A 25,849-nucleotide genomic window follows, 5' to 3' on the forward strand; every position below is an offset into this window, starting at 1 on the left:
ATTTTAATAAATGAAAATCACAGTGATAGGCTCAGGCTATGTCGGTTTGGTCACCGGCACTTGTCTTGCTGAATATGGCAATGACGTGGTGTGCTTGGATGTAGATGCAAACAAGATTCGTATCTTGCAAGAAGGTGGTGTACCGATTTTTGAGCCTGGGCTTGAGGAAATGATCAAGCGTAATGTGTCCGCTGGGCGCTTACGCTTTACTACCGATATTAAAGAATCGGTCGAGCATGGCACGATTCAGTTTATTGCCGTGGGTACGCCGCCAGATGAAGATGGCTCGGCTGATTTAAAATACGTGGTAGCCGCAGCGCGCAGCATTGGCCGTTATATGCACGGCTATAAAGTGATTGTGGATAAGTCTACGGTGCCGGTGGGGACTGGGGATAAAGTTAGAGCGGCCATTAGTGATGAATTAGCTCAGCGTGGGGAGCAAACCAGCTTTGCCATTGTTTCTAATCCCGAGTTCTTAAAAGAAGGCGCTGCGATCGAAGATTTTATGCGCCCAGATCGTATTGTGATTGGCACGGATGATGATACTGCCAAAGATCTGATGAATTCTTTGTATGCGCCTTTTGTGCGGAACCATGATCGTATTTTATTTATGGATGTGCGCTCGGCTGAAATGACTAAATACGCTGCGAATGCCATGTTGGCAACGCGTATTTCATTTATGAATGAATTGGCTAATTTATCTGAAGTGATGGGGGCTGATATTGAGTTGGTTCGAAAGGGGATTGGTTCTGATCCACGCATTGGCTATCACTTTTTATATCCAGGCGTAGGTTATGGTGGATCGTGCTTTCCTAAAGACGTGCAGGCCTTACAGCGCACGGCGAATGAACATGGCATTAGTTTAAAAGTTTTAGATGCGGTTGAAAAAGCCAATCAAGCGCAGAAATCAGTCTTAGTAGATAAGATTGTTAAACGCTTTGGTAATGATTTAAAAGGTAAACATTTTGCACTGTGGGGCCTAGCGTTTAAACCCAATACCGATGATATGCGCGATGCGCCTAGCCGCGTGATTATTGAATACCTATTGAGCCATGGCGCAACGGTAGCTGCGCATGATCCGGTGGCTATTCACGAGGCACAACGTGTTATGCCAGATTGGCAAGGTTTAAGTTATGCTGATAGCCCAATGGCCGTATTACCGGATGCCGATGCACTAGTGATTGTGACAGAATGGAAAGCATTCCGTAGCCCAGATTTTGCCGATGTAAAAACTCAGCTTAAAAACCCATTGATATTTGATGGCCGTAATTTATACGACCCTAAAAAGATGGAAATAGCAGGCTTTGAGTATTATCCAATTGGGCGTCAGCAAGTAACACGATAAGCCGCGTGATAAATCGTCTTGTATGATCTTAGATTAAATAAGGCGGTTTTTTAGCGTTGTAAATATTATTTTGCAAGGTGATCGATAGCCGCATGGTGCTTGTCGGCAATACGCTGCGTGGTAATCAGCTCTTGGCTTATTTGCCTCCGTTATTTTATTTTTTAATAAAAATTTGATGGAATTTTCATGTCAATTACTCCTGTCATTCTGTGTGGCGGCTCTGGCAGCCGTATGTGGCCGTTATCGCGTGGTGGCTATCCTAAGCAATTTTTAAAATTGCACGGTGATCAAAGCCTGTTACAGCAAACCGCAACACGGCTGACTGGAATGGCGGATATTGCGGCACCATTGCTGATCAGCAATCAAGAGCATCGTTTTTTGGTGGCCGAACAATTACGTGCGGTGGGCATGGGGCATTCCCGTGTGGTGTTAGAGCCAGTGGGGCGCAATACTGCCCCAGCGGTGGCGGCTGCGGCGGTCATTGCGCTGGAAGACAACCCAGATGCGATGTTGCTGGTGTTGCCATCAGATCATGTGATTCAGTTTGGCGAGGTGTTTCAAGCCTTGGTGGCGCAAGCGGCTAACGTGGCAGCAAGCGGCAAATTGGTTACTTTTGGAATTACGCCTACCGAGCCTAACACTGGTTACGGCTATATTCGCCGTGGTGATAGCCTATCTGGCGATGCCTACGCAGTAGCGGCTTTTGTAGAAAAGCCTGATGCTGAGCGTGCTGCTGGCTTTGTGGCTTCTGGCGATTATTACTGGAATAGCGGCATGTTTATGTTCCGTGCGGATCTCTATGTGCGTGAGCTTGCCGCCTATCAGCCCGCGATGCTGACAGCGGTGCAAGCAGCCGTAGCCAAAGGCGTGCGCGATTTAGACTTCCTGCGTTTAGATGCGGATGAGTTTGCGCTGACTCCTGCGGATTCTATTGATTATGCGGTGATGGAAAAAACCCAGCACGCTGCGGTGATTACGGCGGCAGGCTTGGGTTGGAGCGATATTGGCTCGTGGTCGGCGCTGCGCGATGTTACTGAGCAAGATGAGGCGGGCAATAGCGTATTGGGTGATGTGATGCTTGATCGTGTTTCCGGTAGTTATATCCGCAGTGAAACGCGCATGATTGCGGCGATTGGCGTGCAAGATTTGGTGATTGTTGAAACCGCCGACGCGATTTTGGTGGCGCATAAAGATCATGTGCAGGATGTTAAAAAGATTGTTGAGCGCTTAAATAAGGCCGGACGTAGCGAATCGGTAACGCATCGCCGCGTGTATCGCCCTTGGGGTAGCTATGAAGGGATTGATGCCGGTTCGCGTTTCCAAGTGAAGCGGATTGTGGTTAATCCCGGCGCTTCTTTGAGCCTGCAAATGCACTATCACCGTGCCGAGCACTGGATTGTGGTGAAAGGTACGGCCAAGGTGGTGAATGGCGATCAGGTAATTTTACTTTCTGAAAACCAATCCACGTATATTCCATTGGGCACGACGCACCGCTTGGAAAACCCTGGCAAGATGCCGCTAGAGCTGATCGAAGTGCAGTCTGGTTCATACCTTGGTGAAGACGATATCGTGCGCTTTGAAGATGTTTATGGCCGAAGCAAATAAAGCATCAGCCAGCAGTCCGCTGACTTTTGCAGATTTTTTGCAGGTGGTGGAGCGTGCACCGTTGATCTCGATTGATCTGGTGGTACAAAACTCCTCAGGGCAAGCTCTATTGGGCTGGCGGACTAATCAACCTGCCTGCGATCACTGGTTTGTGCCAGGTGGGCGAGTGCTAAAAAATGAAACACTGGATGCGGCTTTTTTGCGCCTAACTCAAGCCGAGCTAGGCGTGGCCTTATCGCGTAGCGCAGGGCAATGGCTGGGCGTTTACGAGCACTTTTACGATAGCAATGCCGGCAGGCTGGATGGTTTTGGCACGCATTATGTGGTGCTTGCTTACACCCTGCAGCTAGATGAAGCTGACATGGCTTTGCCGCTGGGTGAGCAGCATTCTCGTTACCGCTGGGCCAGTAAAGTTGAAATTATTCAAGACACCGCTGTGCACCTGCATTCCCGCGCTTATTTTGAGTAGGCACATTGGTGATGTAAAACCTGAAAACCCAAATCCTGTGTGCTGCAAGGTTTGGGTTTTATTACTTCGAGCAAACAATGACTCATTTAACTTGTTTTAAAGCTTACGATATCCGAGGCAAGCTTGGCACTGAGCTGAATACCGATATCGCTTACCGCATCGGCCGTGCTTACGGCCAGTTGCTTAAACCTAAGCGTATTGCGCTAGGGGGGATGTCCGCCTGACCAGCGAAGAGCTGAAGTTGGCACTGGCCAACGGCCTGATGGATGCGGGCTGCGATGTCATTGATCTGGGAATGACCGGTACAGAGGAAGTCTACTTCGCCGCGTTTCATTTAGATGTGGATGGCGGGATTGAAGTCACCGCTAGCCACAATCCGTTGGATTACAACGGCATGAAGCTGGTAAAACGTGGCGCGGTACCGATTAGTGGTGATACCGGCCTGCGTGATATTCAAAAATTGGCCGAATCTGCTGATTTTGCCGCCGTGGCAGAGCGCGGTAGCATCAGCTCGCTATCGGTTCTGAATGCTTATATCGATCATTTAATGGGCTATGTGGATCTATCCGCCTTGCGCCCATTAAAGATTGTTTTGAACGCGGGTAATGGCGCTGCTGGGCATGTGGTGGATGCACTTGAAGCGCGTTTTGCTGCTGCAGGTGTGCCTGTTGAATTTATTAAAGTGCATAACCTGCCCGATGGTACTTTTCCAAATGGCATACCTAACCCGTTGTTACCAGAAAACCGTGCAGATACTGCGAATGCGGTGATTGCCCATACGGCAGATTTGGGGATTGCTTGGGATGGTGATTTTGATCGTTGCTTCTTGTTTGATGAGCGCGGTGATTTTATTGAAGGCTATTATATCGTTGGCCTATTGGCAGAGGCTTTCTTGCAAAAGAATCCCGGTCAAAACATCATTCACGATCCACGTTTAACTTGGAATACCGTGGATGTGGTGCAAGCCGCAGGTGGAGTGGCCATTCAAAGCAAAACGGGTCACGCGTTTATTAAAGAGCGCATGCGGCTAGAAGATGCGGTGTATGGCGGCGAAATGAGTGCTCATCATTATTTCCGCGATTTTGCCTACTGCGATAGTGGCATGATCCCGTGGTTATTAGTGATCGAGCTCATGAGCCGCCGCGAGCAAAAATTATCGGCCATGGTGGAGCAGCGTATAGCGGCCTACCCGTCTTCGGGTGAGATTAATCGCAAGCTGACCGATGCCAAAGCGGCGATTGCACGCGTTTGTGCGGTGTATCAGGCTGCTGCCTTGCTGGTGGATGAAACTGATGGGATAAGCATGGAGTTTGCTAATTGGCGCTTTAATCTGCGCTCTAGTAATACTGAGCCGGTAGTGCGCTTAAATGTAGAATCGCGCGCAGATATGGCTTTAATGCAGCAGCATACCGAGGCAATTTTGCGTCTTTTAGACGCTGAATAAGCGCTGGCGGGATGAAAAACGCCCCGAAGTGATTTCGGGGCGTTTTTTATGGCTTAAAAACGATTAAGCCGCTTTACGACGACGTGCTAGTAGGGCAACCAAGCCCAAACCCATCAGAGCATAGGTTTCTGGTTCTGGAACTGGCACTGCGTTTACTGTCAGAGTCCCTGTGCCTTTGTAGCCAGAAGTCGCTAGGCCATGAAAGCTAACAGTGTATGAACCTGCGGCTAATACAAAAGACATAATTGGGGTGATGATTTCTTTAGTGCCAGACAAATTGGTGTAAGACCCCAAGGAAAATGTAGTGATAGGGTTGTTTACCGATGTCAGCACGGCGCTCAGATTGTTGATTGTTGAGTCGCTAACTGCTGTTGGGCGAACTGACCACCAGCTAGTTAAAAGTGTTGCTTCAGTTAAATCAAAAGAAAACATTTTAGAAACGGCACCTTTCACTTGAAAAGTAGCCGCACCATCGCCGTCAGCATTAAAGCTAAATGGAACTGAAGGAATAGAAGTGATTGCCGCTTGAGATAAACCAGCGGCGAGGAAAAATGAAGTTGCAACTAACGTTTTAAGTAGTTTCATTAAAAACCCCTGTTTAATATTTGTCATTTATTGTTTGCTAAAATGGTACGGTTTAAAGCTTTTTGATTATACCCATTGGTTTTTTTGTTTAGGTTAAATAAGGTTGTTTTTTTATTAATTTTTTGTATTTTTTCAACAGTTTATCGTTTTTTTTGTAAGTTATAGTTTGAATGATTGTTAAATGATACTGATTGTGATGTTAGTAAATAATTATATAGTTGTATTGAGTTTTTAAATTAATTAAAAGCATTCAAAGTGGTTTTGTTGTTTTAAATATTTTCTGTGTTATTCAGGCATTCTTTTAAATAAGCAATTGCTTCTGCAGCTAATACGGCTTCTGCGGTAATACTAAATTCGATATGTGGTTCTTGATGTTGGGCGTTGCCATAAGAGGGTAGGCTGCTAAAGGCAACATGAGGATATCGCTGGGTAAAGTTTTGCATCTTGCCAATCAATTCACCTTCTCGTGCGTTGATCATAATGAAAGAGAGTGTTGTTTCTGGGCTGGTATCGATGTAATGCTGATCAAGGATCCAATCTAACATCGGCCATGCCATGCTAGGAAAGCCGGGTAGTAAATAATGTGTTTTTAAAAAACAGCCAGGTACTTGGTTAACCGGATTGGGGATAAGCTGGCTGCCTTCAGGAAAATAAGCCATTTGAATTCGATAAGGGTAAGCAGCTTCTGCAAAACGGTGGGTAATCAGCTCTGCGGCTTCTGGATGCAAGCTCAGTGGCAGCCTTAATGCTTGGGCAAAGGCTTGGCGCGTATGATCATCGGGTGTTGCGCCAATTCCGCCACATGAAATCACTTGATGGCCAGCACTTAGGCTCCGCTGAAAGGCCTCTGCCAAGACTTCTTTATTGTCTGGCAAGTAATAAGCAGCAGCAATTTTATGCCCTCTAGTTTTAAGTGTTTCCAGCATATGCGCAAAGTGTTTATCTTGACGGCGGCCAGCAAGAATTTCGTCACCAATAATAAAAAGATGAAATGTTGCCATGGTGTTTTTTCCTAAAAAAATAAGAGATATTTAAGGGGTATCTATGTTTGTGTATGCATACTGGGTATTTATGGGGCGTATTTTGGTATTTGTTTGAACTGTACATTTAATTATGCGGCTTAGATGCCCAATATTAGAGGGTTTACTACAAAATATTACTTTGTTCATATGCCGCGCTTGTTTATGATCAATCCTTTCGGAACCCATACTTAATATGCATCATTATCCTTCACCATTATTCGAGCAAAAAATTTGCCCACCCGAGCAATTAGTGGCTCGGCTTGCCTGCCTGCCAAGGCCTCTAGTCTTTACCAACGGCTGTTTTGATATTTTGCATCGCGGTCATGTTACCTGTTTGGCTCAGGCTCGCGCCTTAGGGGCGGGCTTGATGGTGGCCATTAATACCGATGCCTCAGTCAAAAGGCTAGGTAAGGGGGATGATCGCCCGATCAATTCAACATTGCAGCGTGCTGCTGTGTTAGCTGCTTTAGAATGCGTTAGCATAGTGACTTGGTTTGATACCGATACCCCGCTTGAGCTGATCTTAGCGGTGCGCCCTGATGTGTTAGTGAAGGGCGGCGATTGGGCGCCGGAGCAAATTGTGGGGAGCCAGCAGGTGCTCGCTTGGGGGGGCAACGTGCATTCCATCCCCTTTTTATTTGCAACTTCCACCACCGAAACCATTAAGCGGATACGCCAAAACTGATGAGCACACGTAATAATTTATTAATTGATTTTATTAATGACCTGAGTGATCAGGGCTATTTAAATCCTATATTTTTTGCGCAAATTGGCCTAATTGTATTAGCGCTGGGGGTATCGTGGTGGGTGAATCGCACGGTAAAAAATAGAGTTAATCCTGATCAAAATAGCTGGCATTGGAGGCTGGGCGGGGAGGGCTTATTACGCGCGCTTTTCCCTTTAAATGCCTATTTATTGGTGATGTTATCTGGCGCATTGCTCAAGGTATGGTATGCGCATCCGCTTAAATTAATTGCGCTGGCTAGTGTCTTATTATTGGCAATGGCCAATATTCGTATTCTGGTTTACGTGATTCGCCGTGTGTTTGATGGCGCAGCGTGGGTTATGCGCTGGGAAAAATATATTGCAGGTTTAATTTGGGTTATTTATGCCTTGCATGTGCTAGGTATTTTGCCAGAAGTGGCCGAAGTATTAGATGAAATTAGTTTACCGATTGGTAAAGCGCATATCTCTGTTTTAACCATTAGTCAGGGGTTGTTTTCGGTTGCGGCTACTTTGCTGATTGCCATGTGGATTGGGCGCGAGCTAGAGCGGCGTTTGATGTCCAGCCAAATGATGGATATGAATGTTCGAGTAGTTTTATCCAAAATATCTAGCATCCTGCTGTTGATTTTTGCGATTGTAATTGCTCTGCCACTAGTAGGAATTGATCTCACTGTATTGTCGGTTTTTGGTGGTGCAGTGGGGGTGGGTTTGGGTTTTGGCCTACAAAAAATTGCATCAAATTATTTATCTGGTTTTATTATTTTGCTAGATCGCTCGATCAAAATTGGCGATTTAGTACAGATTGATAATCGCCTAGGTACCATCAGCAGTATTACGGCACGCTATGTGGTTTTGAAATCAGCCGATGGCACTGAGGCTTTGGTGCCAAATGACACCTTAATTACCTCTACCGTGGTGAATCAATCGTATAACGACAAATCGATTTGGACCTCGCTACCGATTCAAGTGGCATACGGTACGGATCTAGATTTTGTTTTAGGATTACTGCGTTCGGTGACGGAAGGCGAGGCCCGTATTCTGACTGAGCCAGCTCCGGGGGCATTTGTTTCCGCCTTTGCAGATAGCGGTATTAATTTAATTTTAGGCTTTTGGCTGGCCGATCCTGAAAATGGCCAGCTTTCTTTGCGATCTAGTCTAAATCTAAAGATATGGCGATTATTTCAAGAGCATAAAATTGAAATTCCATATCCACGTCGAGAAGTCACGCTACTTAATCCAGCGGTAATGCAGCCGCCGATTGATGCCGCCTGATTGTTAAGTCTTGCGTAGAATCCACCCTTACAGAAAATAACACAGGCTTATAGCCGTGCTGGAGAAATGAGATGACTTGGCTAAACGGCCTAATTGAGCTGCCTTGGTGGGGCTATATCGTGCTGACACTGGTGTTAACCCATATCACCATTGCCTCGGTAACAATTTTTTTACACCGCCATCAGGCTCACCGCGCTTTAGATTTACACGCAATCCCTAGTCATTTCTTTCGTTTCTGGCTGTGGCTCACCACAGGGCAGATCACTAAAGAATGGGCTTCTATTCATCGTAAACATCATGCCAAGTGCGAAACGGATGAAGACCCACACAGCCCGCAGATTTACGGTATTAAAAAGGTGCTATGGGAAGGCTACGAGCTGTACCGGGCTGAAGCTGCCAATACAGAAACGATGCAAAAGTATGGCCACGGCACGCCGGATGATTGGCTAGAGCGTAATCTCTATAGCAAGCACAATACCTTGGGCCCTGTGCTTATGTTGTTGATTGATCTGTGCTTGTTTGGGGCGAATGGCATCTGGATTTGGGCCATTCAAATGATCTGGATTCCGTTGACTGCCGCTGGCATCATCAATGGCGTGGGCCATTATTGGGGCTATCGCAATTTTGAATGCGAAGATGCTTCAACCAATATTGTACCTTGGGGAATTATTATTGGTGGCGAAGAGCTGCATAATAACCATCACACTTTTGGTACTTCGGCCAAGCTATCGTATAAGTGGTTTGAGTTTGATATTGGCTGGATGTATATCCGTATTATTGAAACGCTGGGTATGGCCAAGGTGCGTAAAATTGCGCCTAAAATGACCTTAGCCGATGCTGCTAAGCGTGAATTGGATGAAGCCTCTTTGCAGGCGATTATTGCTAATCGTTATGCAATTGCCGCCAATTACGCACGCACATTAAAAGGGACGGTAGGGGTTGAAGTGGAGCGGATGCGCAGCAATGCCAAGCTGCCACAAATCGATTTTGATCCGGTGCGCCAAATGAAAATATGGCTTAAGCAGGATGCTAAGGACACGCCAGTGCGCGATCAGCAAATTCTAGCCAAGGTGCTGGCAGAAAGCACCGTGCTAGAGCAAATCTACCAAATGCGTCAAGAGTTAACACGGCTTTGGGAGCGTTCCACACTATCTCGCCCCGAGCTGGTGAAGCTGCTGCAAGATTGGTGCAATCGTGCCGAGGCCAGCGGTATTGCCGCACTGCAAGACTTTTCTTTCCGACTGCGTACCATGGTTTGATGATATAAAAAGGGCGAACGAAGGTTCGCCTTTTTTGTTATTAGTACACTGTCGCTGGCATCCCGCTCCAGTATAAACCTCCAATTTTGAGATGTAGAGGGGACGAAGTTTCATAAAGAAAACCTTCTTTGTTTATGTTTCCCTTTGGGTTTTAGGTTTGGTCTTTGGTGAGTCGTTTAAGATTTGGCAATCTCGGCGCATTGTGGGATTATTTTTAATGTTATTTAACTCAGGAGTTTTAAATGTCTTCAATTCAACGTTATCACGTCGGCCCGCGTTTATCTGAAATTGTGGTGCATAACAATACTGTTTATTTAGCAGGGCAAATTGCGGAAAATTTAGAGGCCGATGCAAAAAGCCAAACGGTTGAAGTATTGGGCTTTATTGATAAATTACTGGGTGAAATTGGCTCAGATAAACAAAAAATCCTTTCGGTAACGATTTATCTAGCTGATATGGCGGATTACGACGCAATGAATCTTGCTTGGTCAGAATGGGTGCCTGTCGGCCATACCCCTTGCCGTGCCACAGTGGAAGCTCGTTTGGCTAATCCACGTTATAAAGTAGAAATGTCGGTAGTTGCCGCGCTTTAATGCCGGGGCATGCCGTGCCTAGCAGCTTGTCGGACTTAGCACTGACTGCAAAAATGCCGGAGTGGTCCATGCTCCACGCATTTTTTCGTTTAAGAGCTTGCTCTTCGTTTTAAAAATGCATGAAATCTGTCTCGAACCGGCTATTTTTTGCGATGGTCGGCTGAGTTCGACAGGCTGCTCGATGAGGAAAAGGGTAAATGAAGCATATTCTATTGGGCTATATCGCGGGCAGGGCGGATTGGTCAGGCTTGCCCTTAGAGCGTGATGCAGCAAGGCTCACGCATATTTGTTATGCCTTCGCCAATATCCATGATGGCGATGTTGTGCTGTTTACGGAGCAAACGCTTGAGCAAAGCCAGCCTCGGGCGGTTGAAGGAATTGCCCATTTGCGCGGCTTACGCTCGCGCCATCCTCACCTTAAATTACTGATTTCGATTGGAGGCTGGGAGGCGGATGGCTTCTCTGATGCGGCGTTGACGCCCAAATCGCGAGAGCATTTTGCCAAATCAGCTATTCAGTTTATGCAATTGCATGGCTTTGATGGTATTGATTTAGATTGGGAATATCCAAGTAATAATATGGCGGGGATTAAATCCCGTGCCGAGGATAAGGCGAATTTCACGCTGATGTTGGCTGAAATCCGCAGGCAATTAAATGCCCTTGCTAAGCGTGAATCACGCTCAGAAGCCTATTTACTAAGTATTGCCGCCGGAGCAGGCCAATACTACTTAGATGGCGTAGATATGCCGGCAGTGGCCGAGCTATGCGATTTCGTTAATCTTATGACTTACGATTTTTATAATGGTTGGGCCAAGCGAGCGGGCCACCATAGCAATCTCTTTAATACCCCGCTTGATCCTGAAGGCGATAGCTGTGCTAAGTCAGTGGCGCTATTTACCGCTAATGGCTTACCCGCAAATAAATTAGTTTTGGGTTGCGCCTTTTATGGTCGCAGCCTGCTTGCCCCCGCTTTGGGAGCGGTTGGCATCGAAAACAGTAATGGCGCGGCCAGCTATGGCAAAATCGTCCACGAGCTGCTTCCTGCTGGTGCAGTAAAACACTGGGATGATGATGCAAAAGCGCCGTGGCTCATGGCTGGCGATCGATTTGTGAGCTATGAAGATGAAGCTTCTATTGCTCACAAAATGGCTTTTGTGAAGCAACAGGGCTTGGCTGGGGCATTTTTTTGGGAATACTCAGAAGACAGAGATGGGGTGTTGATGGATGCGCTGTGGGAAGGGCTGCAATATATGTAGGGTGGGCACCTGTGCCCACCGCTCCAACAGGCACTATTTAAAGATGCTACCGATATTATCCCCAGCAGAAAGAATGTATTTCTGCCCAGAATCTTGCAATGCCTTGCCATCAAAACGATCAATACGATAAATAGTTCCAAACGAGAAGGTAGGGGCGGCGACGCCTGCGCCACCTACTACTTCGGCTCCACGGCGTACATTGTCGGCCATCCAAGATGTTAAGCGCAGATGGTAGGGGTTACGCTGTACTTCACCCACGTGGCAGGCCAGTGCGGCGATTAGATCGGCGGTGTCAGTGGTATTCGTTTCAATCAGCGCATTCGGTGTGGCCATTGCGCGCCAGAATTCAGATTGCACAACCCAGCAGGCGTGGCCGAGTTGAGCCAAGGCATCCAGCAAGAGGTAATGCGTGCCGATATGCACGGCGTGGCCGTCATTATCGTTTGGTACGACGCACACTGTTGGTTGGTATTGCTTAATTAGCGCGGCGATGACGGCTACTTTTTCGGCCCATGCGACTGGGGCACTGTCGCGTGTTTGGGGGTTTACTGCCATCAAGCCACCAGGGATGGTTTCTTGTAATTCAAAACCAAGCACCTGACAGGCACGATCAAGCTCGGCTAAACGTTCTGGCTGGCGGGGTAGATTAGAGCCAAGCGTAACGGCAACATTAACCACGCAATAGCCGTCTTCACGAGCTAAACGCAGGGGGAGCGCACCAATAATACATTCATCGTCTGGGTGTGGAGCAAACACCATTGCCACGGGGCCAGAGGTGTTTTTTGCCGCGATCGTTAGGCCATCTAATGCACTAAACAGCGGTGCATCTAGTTTCTGTAATTGGGCATCGTGGGCCTTAACCAGCTCGATATAGGGATTGCTCATGCAGTCTTCTCCAATCTTATGATGTAGGGGGCGCGGTATGCCGTGCCTGCGTACTGGTTTTTAATTGTAAGTAAAAATACTTAGTAAGTATAAACTTTTGTAAGTGGAATAGGGGCACTAAAGGTGGCGAGCTTGTGATTTCGCAAAGCGATTTACAGTGTGTTTGTGCCGGCTGGCTTACCACCCTAGGAACTCTTCCGTCTTTCAACGCCCCAATTAAAGTACGGCCAATATTTTGCCGTGTGCACCGCCAAAGCCACCATTACTCATCACGAGAATGTGGTCGCCATCCTTGGCTATTTTGCGAATGGCTTCAATCAGTTGATCTAAGTCATCAAAGCTTTGCGCGCGTGCGCCAAGAGAGGCGAGTGCGTCTTGGCAGCTCCAGCCTAAGTTGGCACCGTAGCAAAAGATGAGATCGGCATCGCTTAAGCTGCCAGGTAGCGCTTCTTTCATGCTACCCAGCTTCATGGTGTTAGAGCGTGGTTCTAGCACGGCCAAAATACGGGCGTTGCCAACTTTTTGACGCAAGCCTGCTACGGTGGTGGCAATGGCAGTAGGGTGGTGAGCAAAGTCGTCGTAAACGGTGATACCTTTGCTATTGCCCTTGATTTCCATTCGGCGCTTCACGTTTTTAAATTCTGCAAGTGCAGCGATCGCCACTTCGGGGCTAACGCCAACATGACGTGCGGCGGCAATGGCGGCCAGTGCGTTCATTTGGTTGTGCTCACCGATCAGATCCCAGTGCAGCTCGCCCAATAACTGCTCGCCTAATTTAACTTCAAAGCCATCGTCAAAACATTGCCCAACTCGCCAGCCCGAGGCGCCGCCAAAGTACTCTACTTCGCTCCAGCAGCCTTTATCTAACACTCGCTTTAGGCTGGCTTCTTTACCATTGATCAGTAAGCGCCCAAGGCCTGGTACGGTGCGAACCAAATGATGGAATTGGGTTTCAATCGCGGCTAAATCAGTAAAAATATCGGCGTGATCAAATTCAAGATTATTCAGTACCGCGGTGCGTGGGCGGTAATGCACAAATTTGCTGCGCTTATCAAAGAAAGCGGTGTCGTATTCATCGGCCTCAAGCACAAAAAAAGGTGAGGTGGAGGCCGCATCTTGCTTGGGAACCCCAGGCACTCGTGCAGAAATGCCGAAGTTTTCGGGGATGCCGCCAATCAAGAAGCCAGGCGCTAAGCCCGCGTATTCTAAAATCCAAGCCAGCATGGAGCTGGTACTGGTTTTGCCATGCGTGCCGGCAACAGCCAACACCCATTTATCGCGCAAGAGATTGTCACCAAGCCACTGTGGCCCCGAGGTGTAAGGTAGGCCACGGTTAAGGATGGCTTCCATCAAGGGATTGCCGCGCGTCACCACATTGCCTACTACGTAAAGATCTGCGCCTAAATCAAGCTGCTCTAAGCCCCAGCCCTCGATTAGCTCAATACCCAGCGCTTCTAATTGATTGGACATTGGTGGGTAAACATTTGCATCGCAGCCGGTCACTTTATGACCGCTAGTACGCGCCAATGCGGCAATACCACCCATAAAAGTACCGCAAATGCCAAGGATATGAATGTGCATAGTGATTGAAATTCCTAGGGAATTAAAGGTGTTGTCATAGATTCATCGCTCGTGATTGCGTACAATCATTTTTCCAAATTATTGTGTAATGGCCTTGCCTGTCTATGTCTAATGCATCAGAGTCCGTCATTCCGGTAGAAGTTGCACGGATTGCACTTAAAAAGCTTTCAGAAAGAGGCTTGCCTCCCACCCCAGAAAATTACACCAAATTTTACAATGCGATTGCTACGATTAAATCCCCAAACGCAAAAACTTCGTTTGAAACCTTACAAGCTTGGCAGCTACTGTATAAAGTTGAAGATATTTTAGGCGAAATGGGCGATTCAGCCGAGCAATTGCTGTGTACCTTGGCCGGTGGAGGTGAAGCGATGTCGGCTAGCTTGGGGCAGTTGCAAGATACGCGCCGTGCTCATTTGGAGCTGGGCGCCAGTACTGATGATACACACTTCAAGTTAGAGTCCTTACTCAATAGCATTATTAACTCGACTTCAGAATTGCACTCATCGGTATCGGCATCTAGCGTTGATTTGCAGTCGATCCGTGATTCAATAAGCAATATTGAACAAGATTTAGCTGTTAACCGGCAGATATTAGAGCAAGATGCCTTAACTGGGGCGATGAATCGTCAAGGTTTTGATAATCGATTGGTGCGTGAAGCAAAGTTAGCGCAGCGGCATAATCATCAATTGTCAGCTGCGTTATTTGATTTAGACGATTTTAAATTGGTTAATGATCGCTTTGGGCACGGCGTTGGCGATAATGTATTAATTCATATCGCGGGCTTGGCCAAATCAGTATTAAGAGATACCGATATTTTAGTGCGCTACGGTGGCGAAGAGTTTTTAATTTTATTAGTAGAAACAGATATGAATGGGGCGCGTTATGTATTAGAGCGCTTGCAGCAAATGTGCCGCCGCAATCCATTTATGTATAAACAGCAGCGTTTAGAAATTACTTTTTCAACGGGTATTGCAGCATTACGCAGCGATGAAAATGGCCGTGCCTTGGTGTTAAGAGCGGATGAGGCTTTATATATTGCAAAGCGCAATGGCCGTGGCTTGATTGAAATGGCGGAGTAGTACTAGGCTCCGTAAATCAGCTTGTTTATAAAGAAAATATCGAAACTCGATTACGCCCATTATGCTATGGATACATAGAGTGCTAAATCTGCATATTCCAGCAGCGTTTTGGAGTTTTCGGTGTGTTGTGGGTAACTTTATAGATTGTATTTTGTTTGTTTTAGTACGGTATTTAAATCTGCGGGTAGACGTATTGTCAGGAGGACTTAATGACAAGGCGACCGCCGCAGATGATTAAAAATAGGTACTTAATCACTGAAGCCTCGTTTACGAAGCAAGGGTTGCACCTTTGCGCTGCGGCCACGGAAAGCCAGAAAGCCGCTGGCCGGATCGATTGAATTACCAACGCTATAAATATTGCGATAGAGCCGCTCGGCAGTGGCGGTATCAAAAGCATCGCCGGTTTCGATAAAGGCATCAAAAGCATCTGCTTCTAAAACCTCTGCCCACATATACACGTAGTAGCCTGCCGCGTAGCCATCGCTGGCAAAAATGTGCCCAAAATGTGGCAGACGATGATTAATGCCAACGGCTTTGGGTAGGCCTAAAGCGCTTAATGCTTCGCTTTCAAAGCGGCTGATATCGTGTAGCCCATGGCTTAAATCCATATGGATTTGTAAATCCAAGAGAGCAGAGCCTAGGTAGCGCACAGTTTCAAAGCCCTTATTAAAGAAGCGGGCATTTTGGATTTTAGCCAAGAGTGCATCAGGAATCGCCGCGCCCGTATCAATGTGCAGTGCGTGTTTTTTGAGCACCTCATCTTGCTCGGCCCAGTTTTCGAATAGCTGCGATGGCAGTTCTACATAATCCCGTGCAACATTGGGCCCTGCCAAGGCTTCAAATTCAACATTGGATAGCAAACCATGCAGACCGTGGCCAAATTCATGGAATAAGGTGCGCACATCGTCAAAAGACAGCAGGGTAGCCTGACCAGCTGGGGCTTTAGAGAAGTTATTATTGTTGATTACAATCGGTAGGATGCGCTCGCCATTGCTACGGCTTTGTGGGCGGAATTCATTCATCCATGCCCCACCTTGCTTGCTGGTACGGGAGAAATTGTCGCCAATAAACAGCCCAATCACTTCTTCATTGCGGCTTACTTCCCAGAGGCGAGCATCTGGATGATACAGCGGCAGGTCAAAGCGCTCGGTAAAGCTGAGGCCAAACAAACGGCCAGCACAATCAAAGGCGGCAGCTAGCATATTCTCAAGCGCAAAATACGGCTTGATTTCAGCATCGTCTAAATCAAAGCGTGCGCTGCGCTGCATTTCTGCCAGATAAAACCAATCCCAAGGCTGAATATCCAGTGGCTCACCCAACTGGGCAGCAAGGGTTTGCAAATCGGCTTGCTCATCTTTAACGCGGGCTAGTGCGGGCGCCCATACTTTTTGCAGTAGCTCTAGGGCGGCTTGTGGCGTGCCTGCCATCCGATCACTCAGCGCATAATCGGCAAAATGAGTGTAGCCCAATAGCTGTGCTTGCTCTTGTCGCAAGGCTAAAATACGCGGTGCGATGGGGCGATTGTCGGTTTTACCCGTGTGCTCACCACGGGCTTTCCATGCGGTATGGGCAAGCTCACGTAAATCTCTACGGCTAGAGTAAGTCAGAAAAGGTACGACAGATGAGCGGCTTAGGGTAATTACATGGCCATCAATGCCGCGATCTGCCGCAGCTTGCTTGGCGGAATTAATGATGGATACGGGCAGGCCAGCAAAATCGTTTTCATCGCTTAAGGCTAAGCGATACTCAGCTTCATCATTTTGTACGTTTTGTGCAAACTGCGTACAAAGGTTGGCTAGCTCTGCCACGATGCTGGCAAAACGCTGGCGCGCTTCACCCTCTAATTGGGCCCCATTTCTAATAAAATTTAAATGAATACGTTCTAATAAACGCATTTGTTCTGTGGATAAATCTAGCTCATGGCGCTGCTGGTAAAGCGCATCCAAGCGTACAAATAGCGCGGTGTTTTGGTAAACCGCATTATCGTGGGCCGCTAACTCTGGGGCTAATACCAGCTCTATGGCTTGTAGCTCGTCGCTCGTTTCTGATGAAGTCAGATTATAAAAAACATTACTCACACGTCTTAGCAAAGCGCCTGCTGCATCGAAGCTCGCCACGCTATTGGCAAAATTAGGTAGGCTGGTTTGCGCTGCAATGGCATTTAGCTCTGCATGATGTTGTGCCATGGCGCTAGCAAAAGCAGGGGTAAAATGCTCTGGCAAAATTTGATCGAATGGTGGCAGGCCATAAGGCGTTTGCCAATTTTGTAATAGTGGATTGCTTGAGATACTCATTGATAGAGGCCTAGTCCGGTGGGGATAATTATTCTATTGCAATGACATATAATTGACTATTGCAGCTGATGGGGCAAAGTATTTTATGTAAATTTGTATTTAAACCACAGCTTGTTCTTAGCTCAGTTTCATATGATTTCTAAACAGATAGCACGATGTTTTTTAATCACAACATAATAAATTAGGAGTATTGGTACTTCGCCTGTTTGTGCAATATTTTTTGAGTAATCGGGAAAATTATCGCATCAATGAGATGGGCTAAGTGCTATAAATGCTGCGGCGATCAAATGCAAGAGAGCAGAATGGCATTTTTTTGGTTAGACAATCGATTATATTGACATCAATAGAAAACAATAAGGAAGGATGCGTTGGAGAATAATCAGCTATTACATACTTCGGTGGTCTTATTGGCTGCTGCGGTGATTGCAGTTCCCATTTTTAAGCGATTTAATTTAGGCTCTATCCTTGGTTATTTAGCAGCAGGCGTGGTGGTTGGGCCCTATTTCTTAGGGTTTATTGAAGATCCAGCCGCTGTGCTTGATTTTGCTGAGATCGGTGTGGTGCTGTTATTGTTTGTTTTGGGGCTAGAGCTAAACCCAAAATCATTATGGCAAATGCGTAAAAAGATCATTGGCCTTGGCGGTGCGCAATTGCTGCTTTGTGGCTTGGCCTTGGGCGGCTTGGCAGCCTTAGCATTGAGTCTTGATTTTAAATTATCATTCTTAATTGGCATTACGTTGGCTTTATCGTCTACTGCGTTTGCTGTGCAATTATTAAAAGAGCGTAGTATGCTAAATCAACCGCTTGGGCGAATTGGTTTTTCTATTTTACTTATGCAAGATTTAGCGGTGATTCCGGTATTACTTGGCGTACAAGCAATGGCTCCTAACGCCAATGGGCATATTGCACCTTGGTGGTTGGGCTTAGTCGCCGTGCTTATTACCCTCGCTATTGGCACCTATTTGCTTAACCCTTTACTTAGAATTGTAGCTAAATATGGCAATTCTGAAGTGATGACTGCGGCAGCATTATTGATCGTATTAGGCGCCGCATTAGGTTTTGAATATGCAGGCTTATCGATGCCGATGGGAGCGTTTATTGCGGGGATTATGCTGGCTAATTCTAGCTTTAGGCATCAATTAGAGGCAGATATTGAGCCTTTTAAAGGTTTATTACTTGGGCTGTTTTTTATTACTATTGGTACTAGCATTAATCTTAATCTTCTATTCGCGGATCCTTGGATTTTATTGGCAGGGGCTTTATTGCTGTTACTGGTTAAAACCTCTGTTATTGGCAGTATTATTGCGTATACAGGACAATCTAAGATTCATAGCTTTAGATTGGGTTTGATGTTGGCACAAGGTGGTGAATTTGCTTTTGTGGTGATGGCGCAGGCTTTGTCATTACATATTTTAGATAAGCAATCGACCGAGCAAATAACGATTGTTGTTGGCTTATCGATGGCACTGAATGCCCCACTGCTAATGTTGTTTGAATCCTTAATTAAGCGTAAAGGAAAAGAGAAGAAAGTTGATTATAGCAATGTAAAATTTGAAACCAATAAAGTTATTATTGCGGGCTTTGGGCGATTTGGCCAAGCTACAGGGCGATTATTAGCGGCTAAGGGTATGCAGTTTACCGCCTTAGATAAAGATCCAGAGCATATTGAATTTTTAAAGAAAGTAGGACATAAAATTTATTTTGGCGATGCAACGCGTTATGATTTATTAAGAAAAGCTGGTGCTAAGCAGGCTAGTGTTTTATTAATTGCTATTGATAATATTAGCGATTCCCTGCATTTAGCCCAAATGGCAAAGCGTAAATTCCCGCATTTAACGATTATAGCCAGAGCGCACAATCGTACCCATGCTTTGTCTTTAATGGATTTAAATGTTGATGTGGTGATTCGTGAGGTATGGGAGAGCAGCTTAACAGCTGCGGAGCATACTTTACTCGCCTTAGGCTATGCTCCGGCTCACGCTGAGCGAATGATTGATATTTTTCAGCGCCATGATGAAGCGTCTTTATTAGAGCAATTGGAGCATAAAGATGATATGCCGGCCTTAATGGCATTGGCTAAAGAAAATCGTAAGCAGATGCACGATCTGTTTATGGCGGATAGAAATGTTTATGCAAGTGAAGAAGCAAAAGTGACAGATCAATGAGCACGCAGAGTTGGGATATCTTTTGCCGCGTGGTGGATAATTACGGTGATATTGGTGTGTGTTGGCGATTAGCAAGGCAATTACACGCTGAATACGGCTGTACCGTGCGGCTGGTAGTGGATGATTTAGCCAGCTTTCAGCGTATTCAAAACGATATTGCCCTTGATCAAAGCCAGCAGCACTGTCGCGGCGTAGAAGTCTTGCACTGGCGCGAGCCTGCTATTGAGTTAGAGCCCAGTGATGTAGTGATTGAGGCCTTTGCTTGCGATTTACCCGCTAGCTATATCGCCGCGATGAAGGCCACGCTGGGGGATCGTGTGTGGCTCAATTTGGAATACCTTTCTGCCGAAGATTGGGTGATTGGCTGTCATGGGCTGCCATCCCCAGCGCAAGGCTTGCCTAAGTTTTTTTTCTTTCCTGGCTTTGTTGATGGCACGGGTGGGGTCTTGGGTGAGCGGGTACAGCGGATGGCAAGGGCCGAATGGACGGAGGCGGATGCTGATGCGTATTTGGCGCAGTGGCAAATGACGCAGGTGAACTCCATTAGGATTTCGCTGTTTGCCTATGCAAATTCTGCTTTGGCCGAGTTATTACAGCTTTGGCAGCAATCGCCACGGCCAGTGCAAGTATTTATGCCAGAAGGCTTGCTGCTGCCTTTGGCCAGCGCCGCGCTTAGGCAGGATCTGTGCGTTGGGCAAACTATCGTATGTGGATCGCTAACGCTTACGGTGCTGCCAATGCAATCTCAAGATGATTATGATCGGCTGCTATGGAGCTGCGATCTAAACTTTGTGCGCGGTGAAGATTCCTTTGTGCGGGCGCAGTGGGCTGGTTTGCCTATGATTTGGCATATTTATCCGCAAGATGACGACGCGCATAGGGTGAAATTAGATGCGTTTTTGACGCATTATTTAGTCACTTGTCCACGTGAAGCGGCGCTAGTTTTAAATGCATTTTGGCAGGTGTGGAATCATGGTGGTGATCTGCAGGCCGCATGGCATAAGCTTCTGCCCGCCTTTCCTAGCCTTAGGAGCCACGCTCATGGCTGGGCAGAGCAATTATTACTGCGAGGGGATCTTGCCACTAATCTGGTCAAATTCGTCAATAGCAAGGTAAAATACGGCGTTAAATTTTAACCATCATCTTAAGCTCTAGGTAAACACCGCAATGGCAATTAAAACCGCACAAGAAGTTCGCGTTGGTAACGTAATCATGGTTGATGCTCAACCTTGGGTCGTTCAAAAAACCGAATACAGCAAGTCTGGCCGTAACTCTTCTGTTGTAAAAGTAAAAGCAAAAAGCTTGCTGGGCACTTCTGCTTCAGAAAACGTTTACAAAGCGGATGAAAAATTTGAAGTAGTGACATTAGATCGCAAAGAATGCACTTACACATACTTCGCTGATCCAATGTATGTATTTATGGATACTGAGTTCGAACAGTACGAAATAGAAAAAGATAATCTGGGCGAAACATTAAACTTCATCGAAGACGGCATGCAAGATGTTTGCGATGTAACCTTCTACGAAGGCAAAGCTATTTCGGTTGAAATGCCTACCACCATCGTGCGTGAAGTGGTTTACACCGAGCCAGCCGTTCGCGGCGATACATCAGGTAAAGTAATGAAGCCAGCGCGTCTGGTAAATGGCTTTGAATTGCCAGTTGCTGCATTTATTGAAATCGGCGACAAAATCGAAATCGACACACGCACCAATGAATTTAAAAAACGCGCTTAATCGCCGTTTATAATCAAATGAGCCACCTTTACGAAGGTGGCTTTTTTTATGCTTGAATAAATAAAGTATCTGAGAAATTGGCTTGCAATAGCTATAGTGGTATTAGCCTTATTGGATATCACTCTTTATGACCATGCCCCCTATCCCCCCCGACGAGACCGAGCGCTTGCATCTTTTACATGCTTTAGAGCTGCTTGATAGCGAGGCAGAGCCCGCTTTTGATCTAATTACACGCTTAGTTTCTCAAATCCTGCATGTGCCTATTGCCTTGGTTTCTTTGGTTGATGAGAACCGGCAATGGTTTAAATCCCGAGTAGGGCTAGATGCCACAGAAACCCCGCGTGAATTCGCTTTTTGCGCTCATACCATTATGAATAGAGGGCCTATGCTTGTGCAGGATGCCACGCAAGACGAGCGCTTTGCGGATAATCCTTTGGTCACTGGGCAGCCCAAGATTCGTTTTTATGCAGGAATGCCGATTCGAAGCGCTGGCGGTTTGGCCCTCGGTACGCTTTGTGCCATTGACTCAAAGCCTCGTGTTCTCACGCCAGATGAAGTAAATATTTTGATTGCTCTAGCTGACTTGATTAATAAAGAAGTGCAAATGCGTGAAGCAGTGCTGCTGACACGCAGCCAGATGAATTACTCACAGAAAAAAGTTCAGGCTATTGAGGCACGGTTCCGTACTGTATTTGAGCGAGCGGGAGTGGGCATTGCCTTGGTTGCACCAGATGGCAGTTGGATTAGTATGAATGAAGCGTTTTGTCAGATCGTTGGTTATAGCAAGGCTGAATTATTCCAGCTCACATTTCAGGATATTACCTATCCAGAGGATCTCGACGCTGATCTCCATCTTTTACAGCAGCTAGTAGCTGATAAAATTGATCGTTACCAGCTTGAAAAGCGCTATATCCGTAAAAACGGTAGTACGGTATGGGTGAATTTGGTGGTGACCAAGTATGTGGGCCAGAACGGGGAGCTTGATTATTTTGTGTCGATTATTAAAGACACGCAAGATAGGAAAGAGGCAGAAGAATCACTTGCAGCTTTACGGCTTTCTTTGGAAGTACGTGTGCTGGCTCGTACTCATGATTTACAAGAGGCGAATGAAAAGCTTTCTTTAGCTATGGCTCAGAAAATGCAATCAGAGTTAGTTTTGCGTAAGCGTGAAGCCGAATTAAGCATGGTGATTGAAAGTGCCAATGATGCCTATGTATGCATGGATCAAGCAGGCGTCATCATTGAGTGGAATCATCAGGCTGAGCAGACTTTTGGCTGGAGCGCATCAGAAGCCATTGGCTGTGCCCTAGATGAATTGATTATTCCCCCAGAAATGCGTGAGGCTCACCGAGCAGGGATGAAGCGTTATCACGCTTCTGGTGAGCACAAGGTGCTTAATCAGCGGCTAGAGCTGATGGCCTTGCGGCGTGATGGGAGTGTGTTGCCTACAGAGGTCAGAGTTCGTGCTTTACATATTGAAGGGCACGTTATTTTTAGTGCTTTTTTGCATGATATTACTGAGCACAAGCAGGCAGAATTAAAGCGCGAACATGAGGCTAGGCATGATGTGTTGACTGGTCTACCTAATCGGCGAATGCTGTTTGAGCTGATTCCACATGCGATCGCAAGGGTAAATCGTCAGCGAATTCCTCTGGCCATTGTATTTCTTGATTTAGATGGCTTTAAAGCTGTAAACGACACTCAGGGGCATGAAGCGGGCGATGCTGTTTTATGTGCAGTTGCCCAGCGTTTGCGCGAAAGTGTGCGGGATACAGATACCGTTGTACGCTTGGCTGGGGATGAATTTACGTTGATTTTAGAGTTTTTAAGTGGGGGTGTTCAGGATGCGCGGCTATTGGCAGAAAAGCTGCTGTTGCGTATTCAGGAACCCATTTTCATTGGAAAGAATACCGCACATGTGAGTGCCAGTATTGGTATTACGCTTTATTTGCCGGGCTCTGAAATAACACCGAATCAATTAGTCAGTACCGCCGATGCCGCAATGTACGAGGCTAAGCGAGCGGGTAAATCGAGAGTGTGTGTGCAATAGCTTTCTGCAAAATATCATGGCTTAGTATTTATTCGCTAAGCTTTAGGGTAGGGCTAAAAACAGCTCTACCCTAAGCCATGATTACTTCAACATCTTCCACAAAAAGCTGTATTCCAGCGCAGTCATGTCGGCTTTCTGGCTGTTGTCTGCCGCGCCAGCATGGCCGCCTTCCATATTTTCAAAGTACCACGCCGATTTAACGCCCTCGCTTTGCATTTTGGCCATCATTTTACGCGCGTGTCCTGGGTGGACTCTATCGTCGCGGGTGGAGGTGGTAAACAGAATATTCGGGTATTGCGTCTTGGCCTTGATATTTTGATAAGGCGAGTATTTGCTGATGTAATCCCACTCGGCAGGCACATCCGGATTGCCATATTCGCCCATCCATGAAGCCCCTGCCAGCAGCTGATTAAAGCGGCGCATATCGAGGAGCGGCACTTGGCAAACCACTGCGCCAAATAAATCTGGGCGCTGCGTCATCATTACCCCCATCAAGAGCCCGCCATTGCTGCCGCCCATAATGCCGAGCTTTTTAGGCTGGGTGATTTTCTTGGCAACGAGGTCTTCTGCCACGGCGATAAAATCATCGTAAGCTTTTTGGCGATTTTCTTTAAGCGCAGCTTGATGCCAGCGCGGGCCAAACTCACCGCCGCCACGAATATTGGCCAGCACATATACGCCGCCTTTTTCTAGCCATGCCTTACCTACCCCTGCCGAATAATATGGCGTGAGGCTGACTTCAAAGCCACCGTAGCCATAGAGTAGCGTGGGGGTATTGGCATCGAGTTTTAAGTTTTTAGGCTTGACGATAAAGTAAGGAATACGCGTGCCATCTTTAGAAACGGCTTCGTTTTGCGCGATTTCCATACTACTAGCGTCAAAGAAAGCAGGGCGCTGCTTCAGTAGCTCTCGCTCATCGTTGCCTGCATGGGCAAGGTAGAGCGAATCAGGCGTGAGAAAATCAGCATGGGTGAAAAAGTAATCATCCGTGCTATCCGCATCAATGGCCGTTGCACCGATCGTGCCAAAAGCAGGCGCATTAATGGCGCGTTGCGACCATTTTCCTTCTTTAAAGCGCCATTCAGTCAGGCGGCCTTTTACATTATCGAGCGCTTCAACGATCAGAAAGTTTTTGGTGGCGGTGGTGCCATTGAGTGCGGTGGTTGGGCTTGGGCTAAAGAGCTGAGTAAATTGACGCTCGCCCGCTTGGAACTTTTCAAAATCACAGGCGATCAGGCTGCCGCTAGGCCAAGTCTTGCCGCCAATCGTCCATGCAGATTTCAGCGTGATCAGGATTTGTGGGCCAAAGAAGCTGATATTGGCGTCGTCTGGCACCGCAATGCGGCTGAGTTTTTCGCCGCTGCGTAAATAGGTTTCATTGGTATAAAAGGTAACGCCACGGCGGATAATCTCGCGGCGGTAGCCTGTCTCTTCGGCCACAAAGGCAGAGACAGAAATATCTGTTTTTTGCCCTTCATAAATTGTTTTAGCGGCGCTCAGCGGCGTGCCGCGTTGCCAAAGTTTAACGATGCGCGGGTAGCCTGAATCAGTTTGGCTGTCTTTGCCAAAATCGCTAGCTACAAACAGGCTATCTTTGCCCTGCCAGCTCAGCTCTGATTTAGCCTCAGGCAAACTAAAGCCGTCTTTTACAAAGGTTTTTTTATTTAAATCAAATTCACGTACTTCTACCGCATCGGCCCCGCCGCGTGAAAGGCTAATTAAACATCTATCGTATTGGGGATAGCGGCAGTCTGCGCCCTTATAAACCCAATTGACGCTTTCGGCTTTGGCCAATGCATCTAAATCTAATACGGTTTCCCAGTTTGGATTGGCTGTTTTATAACTTGCCAAGGTCGTGCGCCGCCAAATACCGCGTTGATGATCGCCATCGCGCCAGAAATTATAAAAATAGCCGCCCATTTTATTCACATAGGCAATGCGCTCTTTGGAATTAAGAATATCCAATACTTGATTTTTGAGCGGAGCAAAGCCAGCTTCTTTTTCTAGCATGCCGTGGCTAATGGCATTCTGCGCCTTTACCCAATCTAATGATTTTTTACCCGCTACATCTTCAAGCCATTCAAATTGATCGCTGGCTGCATGGGCTAGCAGGCTGGCGCTGGCCAGTGCCATTGAAAGTAATACTTTTTGCATATTCTTCCTTACTGAAATCAATGATTAAACAGGCTGGCAGGTGGGCTTGCGAAAATATGCCATTCGGGTCGGAAAATATAGCATATTTGCCCAAGGCAGGAGGGGATTAAGCAATAAGTGGCATCTGTGTACGTTTTGTAGGGCGCAACCCGCGAGCAATGCTGAAAAATACGCGGGTTGCACCCCATGTGCGCTAACCAAAGTCAAAAAGACCTTTTTAGTGCCTTCGGCACATTGATTTTGGAGCGGTTAGCCACCGCGGGGCCTTCCTTTCTTGCTTCGCCAAGAAACGAAGCCAAAGAAGGCGACCCCACGAAACACGAAGGCTCCT

20 protein-coding genes and 1 pseudogene are annotated in these 25,849 nt (G+C 46.9%); 15 read left to right on the forward strand and 6 right to left on the reverse strand.

Annotated elements, in window-relative coordinates:
* Positions 1-10: 10 nt before the first annotated feature.
* The 5 genes and pseudogenes from C1H71_RS11350 (at position 11) to C1H71_RS21955 (ending at position 4,863) form a co-directional block, all read left to right on the forward strand.
* Positions 11-1,345 carry a UDP-glucose dehydrogenase family protein gene (locus C1H71_RS11350; RefSeq protein ID WP_130106643.1) on the forward strand — a complete coding sequence of 445 codons (1,335 nt, stop codon included), beginning with the start codon at positions 11-13 and terminating at the stop codon, positions 1,343-1,345.
* A 186-nt stretch (positions 1,346-1,531) separates the two neighbouring features.
* A complete protein-coding gene (locus C1H71_RS11355) occupies positions 1,532-2,950 on the forward strand; it encodes a mannose-1-phosphate guanylyltransferase/mannose-6-phosphate isomerase (protein ID WP_130106644.1) in 1,419 nt (472 codons plus the stop codon).
* A complete protein-coding gene (locus C1H71_RS11360; protein WP_130106645.1) occupies positions 2,934-3,419 on the forward strand; it encodes a GDP-mannose mannosyl hydrolase in 486 nt (161 codons plus the stop codon). The genes C1H71_RS11355 and C1H71_RS11360 overlap by 17 nt, the downstream gene beginning before the upstream one ends.
* A gap of 77 nt (positions 3,420-3,496) precedes the next feature.
* Positions 3,497-4,596: pseudogene (locus C1H71_RS11365) on the forward strand (phosphomannomutase CpsG); the annotation flags it as partial.
* The gene (locus C1H71_RS21955; RefSeq protein WP_374704458.1) at positions 4,582-4,863 is read left to right on the forward strand and encodes a hypothetical protein; all 282 of its coding nucleotides are present in this window, start codon (positions 4,582-4,584) and stop codon (positions 4,861-4,863) included. The pseudogene C1H71_RS11365 and the gene C1H71_RS21955, both read left to right, overlap by 15 nt.
* A 63-nt stretch (positions 4,864-4,926) precedes the next feature.
* Here the strand turns inward: C1H71_RS21955 and C1H71_RS11370 are convergent, their stop codons facing one another.
* Positions 4,927-5,448 carry an FxDxF family PEP-CTERM protein gene (locus tag C1H71_RS11370; protein WP_188053216.1) on the reverse strand — a complete coding sequence of 174 codons (522 nt, stop codon included), beginning with the start codon at positions 5,446-5,448 and terminating at the stop codon, positions 4,927-4,929.
* Positions 5,449-5,717: 269 nt separating this feature from the next.
* The gene (locus C1H71_RS11375; protein ID WP_130106647.1) at positions 5,718-6,449 is read right to left on the reverse strand and encodes a competence/damage-inducible protein A; all 732 of its coding nucleotides are present in this window, start codon (positions 6,447-6,449) and stop codon (positions 5,718-5,720) included.
* 214 nt (positions 6,450-6,663) lie between these two features.
* Between C1H71_RS11375 and C1H71_RS11380 the strand changes: the two genes are divergently transcribed.
* The 5 genes from C1H71_RS11380 to C1H71_RS11400 all read left to right on the forward strand — a co-directional run bounded on the left by C1H71_RS11380 (position 6,664) and on the right by C1H71_RS11400 (position 11,576).
* Complete coding sequence (locus C1H71_RS11380) at positions 6,664-7,155, forward strand: adenylyltransferase/cytidyltransferase family protein (RefSeq protein WP_130106648.1); 492 nt, start codon at positions 6,664-6,666, stop codon at positions 7,153-7,155.
* On the forward strand, positions 7,155-8,468 hold the full coding sequence (locus C1H71_RS11385) for a mechanosensitive ion channel domain-containing protein (protein WP_130106649.1): 1,314 nt from the start codon (positions 7,155-7,157) through the stop codon (positions 8,466-8,468). Before C1H71_RS11380 ends, C1H71_RS11385 begins: the two co-directional genes overlap by 1 nt.
* Positions 8,469-8,539: 71 nt before the next feature.
* The gene (locus C1H71_RS11390; RefSeq protein WP_130106650.1) at positions 8,540-9,727 is read left to right on the forward strand and encodes a DesA family fatty acid desaturase; all 1,188 of its coding nucleotides are present in this window, start codon (positions 8,540-8,542) and stop codon (positions 9,725-9,727) included.
* Between the two features lie 242 nt (positions 9,728-9,969).
* Entirely contained in the window at positions 9,970-10,320 is a 351-nt protein-coding gene (locus tag C1H71_RS11395; RefSeq protein ID WP_130106651.1) for a RidA family protein, read from the forward strand.
* A 197-nt stretch (positions 10,321-10,517) separates the two neighbouring features.
* Positions 10,518-11,576, forward strand: coding sequence for a glycoside hydrolase family 18 protein (locus tag C1H71_RS11400; RefSeq protein WP_130106652.1), 1,059 nt, complete (start codon positions 10,518-10,520; stop codon positions 11,574-11,576).
* A gap of 33 nt (positions 11,577-11,609) precedes the next feature.
* Here the strand turns inward: C1H71_RS11400 and C1H71_RS11405 are convergent, their stop codons facing one another.
* On the reverse strand, positions 11,610-12,461 hold the full coding sequence (locus tag C1H71_RS11405; RefSeq protein ID WP_130106653.1) for a PIG-L deacetylase family protein: 852 nt from the start codon (positions 12,459-12,461) through the stop codon (positions 11,610-11,612).
* Positions 12,462-12,677: 216 nt separating this feature from the next.
* On the reverse strand, positions 12,678-14,042 hold the full coding sequence (gene mpl / locus C1H71_RS11410) for a UDP-N-acetylmuramate:L-alanyl-gamma-D-glutamyl-meso-diaminopimelate ligase (protein WP_130106654.1): 1,365 nt from the start codon (positions 14,040-14,042) through the stop codon (positions 12,678-12,680).
* Between the two features lie 104 nt (positions 14,043-14,146).
* Between mpl and C1H71_RS11415 the strand changes: the two genes are divergently transcribed.
* On the forward strand, positions 14,147-15,121 hold the full coding sequence (locus tag C1H71_RS11415) for a GGDEF domain-containing protein (RefSeq protein WP_130106655.1): 975 nt from the start codon (positions 14,147-14,149) through the stop codon (positions 15,119-15,121).
* A 248-nt stretch (positions 15,122-15,369) separates the two neighbouring features.
* Here the strand turns inward: C1H71_RS11415 and C1H71_RS11420 are convergent, their stop codons facing one another.
* Entirely contained in the window at positions 15,370-17,415 is a 2,046-nt protein-coding gene (locus C1H71_RS11420) for a M3 family metallopeptidase (protein ID WP_130106656.1), read from the reverse strand.
* Between the two features lie 368 nt (positions 17,416-17,783).
* On the opposite strand from C1H71_RS11420, the gene C1H71_RS11425 reads away from it, so the two are divergent.
* The 4 genes from C1H71_RS11425 (at position 17,784) to C1H71_RS11440 (ending at position 23,364) form a co-directional block, all read left to right on the forward strand.
* Entirely contained in the window at positions 17,784-19,580 is a 1,797-nt protein-coding gene (locus C1H71_RS11425) for a monovalent cation:proton antiporter-2 (CPA2) family protein (protein WP_130106657.1), read from the forward strand.
* On the forward strand, positions 19,577-20,716 hold the full coding sequence (gene earP / locus C1H71_RS11430) for an elongation factor P maturation arginine rhamnosyltransferase EarP (RefSeq protein WP_130106658.1): 1,140 nt from the start codon (positions 19,577-19,579) through the stop codon (positions 20,714-20,716). The genes C1H71_RS11425 and earP overlap by 4 nt, the downstream gene beginning before the upstream one ends.
* Positions 20,717-20,753: 37 nt before the next feature.
* On the forward strand, positions 20,754-21,314 hold the full coding sequence (gene efp, locus C1H71_RS11435; protein WP_130108213.1) for an elongation factor P: 561 nt from the start codon (positions 20,754-20,756) through the stop codon (positions 21,312-21,314).
* A 127-nt stretch (positions 21,315-21,441) separates the two neighbouring features.
* Positions 21,442-23,364: a PAS domain S-box protein gene (locus C1H71_RS11440; protein ID WP_130106659.1), complete on the forward strand. Its 1,923-nt coding sequence runs from the start codon at positions 21,442-21,444 to the stop codon at positions 23,362-23,364.
* 81 nt (positions 23,365-23,445) lie between these two features.
* Here the strand turns inward: C1H71_RS11440 and C1H71_RS11445 are convergent, their stop codons facing one another.
* Positions 23,446-25,518: a prolyl oligopeptidase family serine peptidase gene (locus C1H71_RS11445; protein WP_130106660.1), complete on the reverse strand. Its 2,073-nt coding sequence runs from the start codon at positions 25,516-25,518 to the stop codon at positions 23,446-23,448.
* Positions 25,519-25,849 lie beyond the last annotated feature (331 nt).

The organism is Iodobacter fluviatilis (genome assembly GCF_004194535.1).
GTDB classification, from domain to species: domain Bacteria; phylum Pseudomonadota; class Gammaproteobacteria; order Burkholderiales; family Chitinibacteraceae; genus Iodobacter; species Iodobacter fluviatilis_A.